The 9,758-nt window shown below is 72.3% G+C and carries 6 protein-coding genes and 1 other RNA gene; 4 read left to right on the top strand and 3 right to left on the bottom strand.

Annotated elements, in window-relative coordinates; translation table 11 throughout:
• The 3 genes from QZ500_RS09050 to mqo all read left to right on the top strand — a co-directional run.
• Positions 1–1,904: 3'-5' exonuclease (locus tag QZ500_RS09050; protein WP_295854039.1), on the top strand; the 1,904-nt coding region annotated here is incomplete at its 5' end.
• A 23-nt stretch (positions 1,905–1,927) separates the two neighbouring features.
• Positions 1,928–3,328, top strand: a complete 1,401-nt coding sequence (locus QZ500_RS09045) for a TIGR03862 family flavoprotein (RefSeq protein ID WP_295854037.1) — start codon at positions 1,928–1,930, stop codon at positions 3,326–3,328.
• Positions 3,329–3,488: 160 nt separating this feature from the next.
• Entirely contained in the window at positions 3,489–5,048 is a 1,560-nt protein-coding gene (gene mqo, locus QZ500_RS09040; protein WP_295854045.1) for a malate dehydrogenase (quinone), read from the top strand.
• A gap of 12 nt (positions 5,049–5,060) precedes the next feature.
• Here the strand turns inward: mqo and QZ500_RS09035 are convergent, their stop codons facing one another.
• From QZ500_RS09035 to QZ500_RS09025, 3 genes are all read right to left on the bottom strand, one after another.
• Positions 5,061–6,194, bottom strand: coding sequence for a GGDEF domain-containing protein (locus tag QZ500_RS09035; RefSeq protein ID WP_295854035.1), 1,134 nt, complete (start codon positions 6,192–6,194; stop codon positions 5,061–5,063).
• A gap of 150 nt (positions 6,195–6,344) precedes the next feature.
• Positions 6,345–6,440: signal recognition particle sRNA small type (ffs, locus tag QZ500_RS09030), an RNA gene on the bottom strand.
• 36 nt (positions 6,441–6,476) lie between these two features.
• Positions 6,477–7,598, bottom strand: coding sequence for an AIR synthase-related protein (locus QZ500_RS09025; protein WP_295854033.1), 1,122 nt, complete (start codon positions 7,596–7,598; stop codon positions 6,477–6,479).
• A gap of 57 nt (positions 7,599–7,655) precedes the next feature.
• Between QZ500_RS09025 and dnaX the strand changes: the two genes are divergently transcribed.
• Positions 7,656–9,728, top strand: coding sequence for a DNA polymerase III subunit gamma/tau (gene dnaX / locus QZ500_RS09020; RefSeq protein ID WP_295854029.1), 2,073 nt, complete (start codon positions 7,656–7,658; stop codon positions 9,726–9,728).
• The last annotated feature ends 30 nt before the right edge of the window (positions 9,729–9,758 follow it).

Below are 9,758 nucleotides of genomic sequence, written 5' to 3'. Positions count from 1 at the left end.
CGCCGGTGCCGCGCGACGACGGCGCCGGCGCCGCACCCGCCGCCACCGGCTGGCGCGACAGCCTGACCGAGCCGCGGGTGCTGCCGGAGGACACGCTGCGCCACCGCGAATGCCGGCAGGCCGCGGCCTGGCTGGCGGCGCAGATGCGCGCACGCGGACTTGCGCCGCGCCAGGTGATGGTGCTGGCACGCCGCCGCGTCGCGCTCGCGGCGATGGACGAGGCGCTGCGTGCGCTGCACATCCCGGCCACCCAGCCCGAGAAGACCGACCTGCGCGACGCGCCCGAGGTGCAGGACGTGATCGCGCTGCTCGACGCGCTGGTGTCACCGGCGCACGACCTGTCGCTGGTGCAGGCGTTGAAGTCGCCGGTGTTCGGTTTCGACGACGACGACCTGGTCGCGCTGGCGGTGGACCGCCGGCGCCGCCGCGAGGCCGGGGCCGACGACGGCTGGTGGGCGCTGCTGCAGGCGCCCGGCGCCGGGCTGCCCGCGGCGCTCGCCGAGCGGGTCGCCACGGCCGGCACCACGCTGGGGCGCTGGCGCGGCTGGATCGACCGGCTGCCGCCGCACGACGCGATCGACGCGATCTACCACGACGGCGACCTGCTCGCGCGCTTCGCCGCTGCCGCGCCGGCCGCGCTGCGCAGCACCGTGCTGGCGCGTCTGCGGGCGGTGCCGGGCGCTGCGCTGCAGATCGACGCCGGCCGGTTCTCCACGCCCTACGGCTTCGTGCGGCGATTGAAGGCCGGCGGCGTGAAGGCACCGCTGCGGGCCGAGGCCGACGCGGTGCGGCTGCTGACGGTGCACGGCGCCAAGGGGCTCGAAGCGGACCTGGTGCTGCTGCTCGACACCGATGCGGCGCCGGCCCGCGGCGAGACGATGGGCGTGCTGGTCGACTGGCCGGGCGAGGCGCCGGTGCCGCGCACGCTGCTGTTCTTCACCAGCGAGAGCCGGCCGCCGCCGGGCGCCGCCGCGGCGATGGCCGTCGAGCAGGTCGAGCGCCGGCGCGAAGAACTCAACGGCCTCTACGTCGCCACGACCCGCGCGCGGCGGGAGCTGGTGCTGTCCTGCGTCGAGCCGCATCGCGCCCACGCCGGCAGCTGGTGGCGCCGCATGGAGGCGCTGGCCGAGCCGGTGCCGGCCGATGCGCTGGCGGATGCGGCGGTATCCGGCGGCCCCGGGATGGCGGCGAATGGCGCCGAACCCGAGGCGGCCGTCTTTTCGATGCCTTTTTTGCCTCCGGCGCAGGCGGTGCCTGCGCAAGATGCTATCGAAATCGAAGCAGAGTCCTTGGCTTCGGAGGCCGACACGCCGGCATCGGCGATCGGCCAGGCGATGCACCGCCTGCTCGAATGGGCGACCGCGGGCGGCACTGGCTTCACCGACGCGCAGCGCGACGCCGCGGCACGCGCCTACGGCCTCGACGCGGCGCAGGCCGGGCGGGCGGCAGCGCTCGCCCAGGCGGTCCGCGACGGCGAGGGCCGCTGGATCTGGGATGCGGCGCTGCTCGACTGGCAGGGCAACGAGGTGCCGGTCAGCCATGCCGGCCAGCCGCTGCGCATCGACCGGCTGGTGCGGCGCCGCGACACCGGCGCCTGGTGGGTGATCGACTACAAGTCCGCCGCCGCGCCGGAACGCCAGCCGCTGCTGGTTGCGCAGCTGCAGCAGTACCGGGCGGCGGTGCAGGCGGCCTATCCGGAGGCGACGGTGATGGCCGCCTTCCTGACCGGCCGTGGCGGACTGGTGGTGTTGCCTGCAGAGGCTGGCTCGGCAGGGGTGCGTACGACGACCGTATCGTCGGCGCCTGTTTCGGCGGTATCGCCACCACCCGATGCGGCCGCGCCGCCGTCGCCTGCGGCCGGGCCGGTCGGGGGGCCGCCAGTACAGGCCGATCTTTTCTCCTGACGACTTTTCCGTTCCTGCTGCCCATGTCTTCCGATTTCGTCGCATCCGTCCCGCCGCCGTCCGTCCTTCCCACCGCCTCGCACGCCGCGGCATCCACCGGAGTCTCTGCCGTCGCGATCGTCGGCGCCGGCCCGGCCGGCCTGATGGCGGCCGAAGTGCTGTCCGCCGCCGGCCATGCGGTGCACGTGTACGACGCGATGGCCTCGGTCGGCCGCAAGTTCCTGCTGGCCGGGCGCGGGGGCCTGAACCTGACCCATGCCGAACCGGTCGAACGCTTCGTCGGCCGCTACGGCGCGCGCCGCGATGCCGTCGCTCCGTGGCTGCAGCGCTTCGGCGCGGCCGAGGTGCGGGCCTGGGCCGAGGGGCTGGGCATCGCCACCTTCGTCGGCAGTTCCGACCGGGTGTTCCCGACCGACATGAAGGCCGCGCCGCTGCTGCGCGCCTGGCTGCACCGGCTGCGGGCGGCGGGCGTGCAGTTCCACATGTGGCACCGCTGGCTCGGCTGGACCGGCGACGGTGCGCTGCGCTTCGCCACGCCGGCGGGCGAGGCGGCGGTGCGCCCGGCCGCCACGGTGCTGGCGCTCGGCGGCGGCAGCTGGCCGCGGCTCGGTTCCGACGGCGCCTGGGTGCCGCTGCTGGAGGCCCGCGGTGTGCCGGTGCTGCCGCTGGTGCCGGCCAACTGCGGTTTCGACGTCGCTGCACGCGCCGGCGGCGGCGGCGATGCAGACGCGCCCGAGAGCCGTCGCGAATTCCTGCAGTCCCTGGTCGGCCGCGGGCCGGCCGAGGCGCCGGGCTGGACGCCGCATTTCGCCGAGCGGTTCGCCGGCCAGCCGTTCAAGTCGGTGGCGCTGCACTTCGAGGCCCAAGACGGCCGCTGTTTCGACCGCAAGGGCGAGTTCGTCGCGACCGCCACCGGTGTGGAAGGCAGCCTGGTCTACGCCGCATCCGCCCTGCTGCGCGACGAGATCGCCGCCCGCGGCAGTGCGACCTTCCAGCTCGACCTGCTGCCCGACCGTTCGCCCGAGCAGGTGCTGGCCGCGGTGCGGCATCCGCGCGGCGCCCGGTCGCTGTCGGGCCACCTGAAGAGCCGGCTCGGCATCGACGGCATCAAGGCCGGCATCCTGTACGAGCGGCTCGGCAAGGAGGCGATGGCCGATCCGGCGGTGCTGGCTGCGGCGATCAAGGCGCTGCCGATCACCGTGACCGCACCGCGCCCGCTGGCCGAGGCGATCAGCAGCGCCGGTGGCGTGCCGTTCGAGGCGCTGGATGCGCGCGGCATGCTGGCGGCGCTGCCGGGCGTCTTCTGCGCGGGCGAGATGCTCGACTGGGAGGCGCCGACCGGCGGCTATCTGCTCACCGCCTGCATGGCGAGCGGCGTGGCGGCCGCGCAGGGCGTCGCCGACTATCTCGCGCCCGCTGCCTGACGGTTACCGCCTGCAGCCGCGGGGGGCATCGGCCCGGCGGCGGGCACCGCGCTCCTAGAATGCGCCCGCATTCCGGCACGGGGATCGGGGTGGAGTGATGCAGGAGGCCTCGATGGCGTTGTCGTTCTGGAGCCGCGCGGCCGTCGCGCTGATATGGGTGATGGGCCTGCTGCCGGCCGGCGCGCAGGCGGCACCTCCCGCGGCGACGCCGCGGGTCGACGTGCTGTTGGTGGGCGGCGGCATCATGAGCGCCACCCTCGGCGTCATGCTGAAGGAGCTGGAGCCGCAGTGGTCGATGCTGATGGTCGAGCGGCTCGACGCGGTGGCTCAGGAAAGCTCACACGGCTGGAACAACGCCGGCACCGGCCACGCGGGCCTCGCCGAGCTGAACTACACGCCGGAGAAGGACGGCCGCATCGAGATCGTTAAGGCGGTGGAGATCAACGAGGCCTTCCAGGTGTCGCGCCGCTTCTGGGCGTCGCAGGTGCGGCGCGGCGTGCTGCAGAAGCCGCGGTCCTTCATCCATTCGGTGCCGCACATGAGCGTCGTGTGGGGCGAGGACAACGTCGCCTTCCTGAAGCAGCGCCATGCCGCGCTGCAGGCCCATCCGCTGTTCCGCGACATGCGCTATTCCGACGATCCGGTGCAGATCCGCCAATGGGCGCCACTAATGATGGAGGGCCGCGATCCGCAGCAGAAGATCGCGGCCACCTGGTCGCCGTCGGGTACCGACGTGGACTTCGGCGAGATCACCCGGCAGTTCGTGCGACACCTGCAGACCCGGCCGGGCTTCGACCTGCGGCTCTCGACCGAGGTGCGCGACATCGAACGCAACGACGACGGCACCTGGCGGGTGACCTATGCGGGCCGCGGCGCCAACGCGCAGCGCAAGGCGGTGGATGCGAAGTTCGTCTTCGTAGGTGCCGGGGGCGGCACACTGCGGCTGCTGCAGGCGTCGGGCATTTCCGAGGCGCGCGACTACGGCGCGTTTCCGGTGGGCGGCTCGTTCCTGGTGAGCGACCGTCCCGACCTCGCGGCCCGGCACCTCGCCAAGGCCTACGGCCGGGCCGGCGTCGGATCGCCGCCGATGTCGGTGCCCCACCTCGACACCCGCATGCTCGATGGCCGGCAGGTGCTGCTGTTCGGTCCGTTCGCGACGTTTTCGACCAAGTTCCTGAAGGAGGGCGCGTACACCGACCTGTTCGCCAGCCTCCGGCCGCGCAACGTCGGCCCGATGGTGCGGGTCGGCATCGACGAATTCCCGCTGGTGCAGTACCTGGTCGGACAGGTGCTGCAGTCCGACGAGGACCGGTTCCAGGCCCTGCGGGAATACCTGCCGCAGGCCCGCAAGGAGGACTGGAAGCTGGTGCAGGCCGGCCAGCGGGTGCAGATCATCCAGCGCGACGCGGAGCAGGGCGGCGTGCTGAAGCTCGGCACCGAGATGGTGGTGACGGCTGACGGCACGCTGGCCGGGCTGCTCGGGGCCTCGCCCGGCGCGTCCACCGCCGCGCCGATCATGCTGGAACTGCTGGGTTCGGCCTTCAAGGACCGCATGGCCACGCCCGCCTGGCAGGCGCGGCTGCAGCAGATGGTGCCCCACTACGGCAGCCGCTTGGGCGACGATCCGCGCCGCGCCTACGAGCAGCTGCGGGACACCAGTGCGGTGCTGCAGCTCACGCCGCCTGCGCTGCCTGCGCCCGGTACGCTGGCAGCCCGCTGACCGGTCTCGGGCTCAGCCACCGGCCGCCGGCGCATCGACTACGAAGCGGTCCTTGCCGGCGCGCTTGGCGGCATAGAGCGCCCCGTCGCAGCGGCGCAGCAGATCGGCCGGCGCGTCCCCGGACCGACCGGCTGCGATGCCGATACTGATCGTCAGCGGGCCGCACAGCGGCTCCGGCGTTGCTTCCGGATGCCGGGGCAGGCGGCGCGCAGCCTGCAGCAGCCGCGTGGCCAGCGCCGACGCGCTGTCCGGCGGCCCCTGTTCCAGCAGGACCGCGAACTCCTCGCCGCCGAGACGCGCCACCAACGCACCTGCGGCCTGGTCGTGCAGGCAGGCGGCGAGCGCCTGCAGTACTGCGTCGCCCTGGTCGTGACCGAAACGGTCGTTGATCGGCTTGAAGTCGTCGATGTCGAGCATCAGCAACTGCACCCGCGGCAGCGCGCCGGTCTCGTGCAGCCGGCGGAGCCGCTCCATCAGGCTGCGGCGGTTGGCGATGCCGGTCAGCGCGTCCCGGTAGGCCATGTCCGCGAGCTTCAGGCGGTGCCGGTGTGCCACTTCGCGCAAGGCGGAGTAGGTGATATTGAGGAACACGCCCAGCAGCACCACCGCGCCGATCAGCATCGCGTTCCAGACAGGATCGTGCTGCGGCGACAGGTACAGCGCCCGACCCCGGCTGAAAACGGCCCAGATCGCCACGAGGCCCGCGGCGTACTGCACCAGGCTCGCGAAGATCGGTGCCATCACCAGCGAGAAGACGGCCCCGAGCACCAGGCACCACGCGACCGCGAGCGCGCTCGGGGCGGTCAGGCGGACGAACCCTTCGGCCAGCAGGCTGAGGGTCAGCAGCGTCAGGACGAACATCGTCGTGGCGGTCTTCGCGAACAGCACCGCGCAGAGGCCGCTGACGAACAGGCTGCCGATGGCGCCGAACACCCGCAGGTCGTAGCGGTAGGCCGGGTCCGCGAAGTACAGCGCCAGCAGCAGGGCAACGAGGCCGAAGGCCTGCGCCGCGATCCCGACCATCTGCAGCTCCCTCAGTCCGCGCATGTCCACCGGCAATGCGGTCGCGCGGCGCACCATGCGATCCGCAAGGGAGCGACGAGGGGCCGGTGTCGAAGCGTGGCGGTCGGGTGCGGGCCTGGTCATCCGGGGTCCGTAGGCTGAGATGCGCAAGGGAGGAACGGTCCTGGCCTTCCCACTCTACCGAACGAGCGTCCGGCCGGACCGCGGGATGGTCCGGATGCGCAAAAAGAAAAGCCTGCGACCTTCACGGTCGCAGGCTTTTTCCGAAATGAGGTTGACGAGCCCGATCCTGGCACTGGCTCCACGGTTAGGGCTGCTTGGTTCCCCACCTGACCCGGTTGGCCGCTTCCCCATGCAGGGAGGCCCGTCAGCGGCGATTGTATGCGAGCGCCGCTGCGCGGCCGGTCAGCGCAGCTGCAAATCCTCGTTGCCGAAGGTGATGCCCAGCGGTTCGATCACCACCTGCTTCGGGCCTGCCTCAACCGTGCCGGCGATGATCGCCTTTACGCCCTGCGCCTCAGCGACTGCGACGGTGCGGTCGGCGTCTTCGGGCCGCACGAACAGCGCGAAACCGGCGCCCATGTTGAAGGTGCCGTAGGCCTCCCGGTCGTCTTGCTTCGCATGCTGCTGGATGAAGCGCAGCACCGGCGTGACCTCGGGCACGGTGTCGATCCGGTAGGTCATCGCCGACGGGTGGCGCAGCAGCTTGCGCCAGCCGTGGCCGGTGATGTTGGCGTTGTATTTCGGCGCGATGCCGGCTTTCCACAGCGCTTCGGTCACCGGCGAATACAGGACCGTGGGGGCCAGCAGCGCTTCGCCGTAGGTGAGGCCGGGCGCCACTTCGGTCAGGTAGCCGTTCGGCAGCCGCTCGACCAGCTTGCGCGCCAGGCTCAGGCCGTTGGCGTGGATACCGCTGGAGGCGAGCAGCACGATCTTGTCGCCCGGCGCCAGGTCGTCGCCGACCGACAGCCGGCTCTTGGGGTTGATGATGCCGGTGCACGACGCCGCCAGGTCGATCCGGCCGCCCTCGACGATGCCGGCGAGCGCCGGCGTCTCGCCACCGCCCCAGGCCACGCCGCAGATGTCGCAGGCCTTCTTCCAGCCCGCTACCAGCGCCTGGGCGCGCTGGGCGTCGCCGAACCAGTCGCTGCCGCCGGCGGCCCAGTAGGCCTGCACCACCAGCGGCGTCGCGCCGACGGTGATCAGGTCGTTCACCGCCATCGCGATCGTGTCCTGGGCGATGCCTTCGTAATAGCTCTTGCCGGTCAGTTCGGCCATCGCGTCGGCCACCAGCACCTTGCTGCCCAGGCATTCGACGATGCTCGCCAAGTAGAACGGCCCGACGTCCACCACGTAGGCCGATTCTCCGCGCGAGGCGGCAACCTCGGTGAAACCGTGGCCGCCCAGGTGGACGGCGGTGGCGGCGGCGGCGCGCTGGGCGCTCACCTTCAGCGGGTCGATCAGGTCGTAGTTGACGCCGGCCTGGTCGTAGCTCAGCGTGTCGGGAGAGGCAGCGGGAGATTTCATGGGCCGGGATTATCCGCGCCGCAGGTTCCGGCCCGGGCCGGTCCGTAAAATGGCGCGATGTCCTATCTCGTGCTCGCCCGCAAATACCGCTCCCGGAACTTCTCGGAGATGGTGGGCCAGGAGCACGTGGTGCAGGCCCTGACCAACGCCCTGCAGACGCAGCGGCTGCACCATGCCTACCTGTTCACCGGCACCCGCGGCGTCGGCAAGACCACCGTCTCTCGGATCCTGGCCAAGGCGCTCAACTGCACCGGCCCGGACGGGCAGGGCGGCATCACCGCCGAGCCCTGCGGCGTGTGCGACGCCTGCCGTGACATCGACGCCGGCCGCTTCGTCGACTACACCGAACTCGACGCCGCCTCCAACCGGGGGGTGGACGAGGTCCAGTCGCTGCTGGAGCAGGCGGTCTACAAGCCGGTCCAGGGCCGCTTCAAGGTCTTCATGATCGACGAAGTGCACATGCTGACCAACACCGCCTTCAACGCGATGCTGAAGACGCTGGAGGAGCCGCCCGAATACCTGAAGTTCGTGCTGGCGACGACCGACCCGCAGAAGGTGCCGGTCACGGTGCTGTCGCGCTGCCTGCAGTTCAACCTGCGGCCGATGGCGCCCGAAACGGTCGAGCAGCACCTGGCCGCGGTGCTCGGCAACGAGCAGGTGCCGGCCGAGACGCAGGCGCTGCGCCTGATCGCCCGGGCCGCGCGCGGCTCGATGCGCGACGCACTGTCGCTCACCGACCAGGCGATCGCCTTCGGCAACGGCCGGATCGAGGAAGCGCCGGTGCGCCAGATGCTCGGCAGCGCCGACCGGTCGCATGTCTTCCGCCTGATCGGCGCACTGGCCGACGGCGACGGCCGCACGGTGGTCGAGACGTCGGAGGCGCTGCGGTTGCACGGCCTGTCGGCCGCGTCCACCCTGGAAGACATGGCGGCGGTGCTGCAGCGCATGGCGGTGCTGCAGGCGGTGCCGCAGCGCGCCGACGCATCCGACGATGCGGAAGCCGCCGAGATGGCGCGCCTGGCCGCCCACCTGCCGCCCGACGAGACGCAGCTGCTCTACAGCATCTGCCTGCACGGCCGCAACGAGCTCGGCCTCGCGCCCGACGAATATGCGGCGCTGACGATGGTGCTGCTGCGGCTGCTGGCGTTCAAGCCGGCCGCACAGGCGGCTTCGCTGGAAAAAAAAACACTGACGGCGGCTGAACCGCGGCCGATGGCGGCCCCGGTGCCGCCGGAACGCGCTGCATCGCCGGCCGCTGCGGCGGTGCCGCGGGTGGCGCAGGTCGCGGCACCGGCTCCAGCTCCGGTGGCACCGCCGGAACCTCAGGCCGAACCGCCCGAAACCGGCATCGATCCGGACGGCGACGGCGAAATCGCGCTGCCGCCCGCGCCGCCGGCCGATCCGGTGCCTGTCCGACTCGCGCCGACGCCGCCCGCGGTCGCACCTGCCGCACCGGCCCGCCCGGCCCCGCAGCCCGCGCCGGAGGAGCCGCCGTTCCCGGAACCGGATCCGCGCGACAGCGACCGCGTCTCGTCCCTGCCGCCGGCGCTCGCCGCCTTGCCGGTCCGCAGCCCGGTTTCAGCACTAAAAGCGGCTGCAGCGCCCGTCCCCTCTGCGCAGGATGCTACTGAAATCGTAGCGGTGCCGGTGCGCGAGCAGCCCGAGCCCGGCGAGCGTCTTCGGCCCCGTCCCGGCGGCGCGGTGCGTCCTCCGCCGGTCACCTTCGAGCCGACGGAAGAGGGCGCCTTCTGGCACGGCACCGTGACCGGGCTGATCGTGGCCGAGGCGATCACCGCGCTGGTCCGCGAGCTGGCACTGCAATCCGAGCTGGTGCGCCGCGACGGCCGGCACTGGGTGCTGCGGATCGAGCGCGAATCGCTCAACCAGCCGGTCAGCCGCGAGCGGCTGCGCACCGCGCTCGAAGCCGCCGGCCATGCCGAGGCGATCACCATCGAGATCGGCACCGTTGGCGACACGCCGGCGCGCCGCAACGCCGCTGCCGCCGCGGCCCGCCAGCGGCAGGCCGAGGAGCTGGTCGAGAACGACCCGCTGGTGCAACAGATGGTGCGCGATTTCGGCGCGAAAATCGTGCCCGGCAGCATCCGCACCCGGCCGCTGCAGAGCGCCTGACCGTCACGGCGGCAGGGCATGTCACCGGCC

It is taken from the genome of uncultured Xylophilus sp. (genome assembly GCA_913776965.1).
In the GTDB taxonomy this organism is placed as follows: Bacteria; Pseudomonadota; Gammaproteobacteria; order Burkholderiales; family Burkholderiaceae_C; genus Xylophilus.
Note: the sequence above shows the minus strand (reverse complement) of the source record. Positions and strands in the feature narration are given on the sequence as shown.

What these genes read in the sequence shown, in the direction of transcription:
- mqo (WP_295854045.1), top strand. Translation starts at nt 3,489, where the DNA reads ATGGGCCTGCTGCCGGCCGGCGCGCAGGCGGCACCTCCCGCGGCGACG.
- QZ500_RS09025 (WP_295854033.1), bottom strand. Translation starts at nt 7,598, where the DNA reads ATGAAATCTCCCGCTGCCTCTCCCGACACGCTGAGCTACGACCAGGCC.
- dnaX (WP_295854029.1), top strand. Translation starts at nt 7,656, where the DNA reads ATGTCCTATCTCGTGCTCGCCCGCAAATACCGCTCCCGGAACTTCTCG.
- QZ500_RS09045 (WP_295854037.1), top strand. Translation starts at nt 1,928, where the DNA reads ATGTCTTCCGATTTCGTCGCATCCGTCCCGCCGCCGTCCGTCCTTCCC.
- QZ500_RS09035 (WP_295854035.1), bottom strand. Translation starts at nt 6,194, where the DNA reads ATGACCAGGCCCGCACCCGACCGCCACGCTTCGACACCGGCCCCTCGT.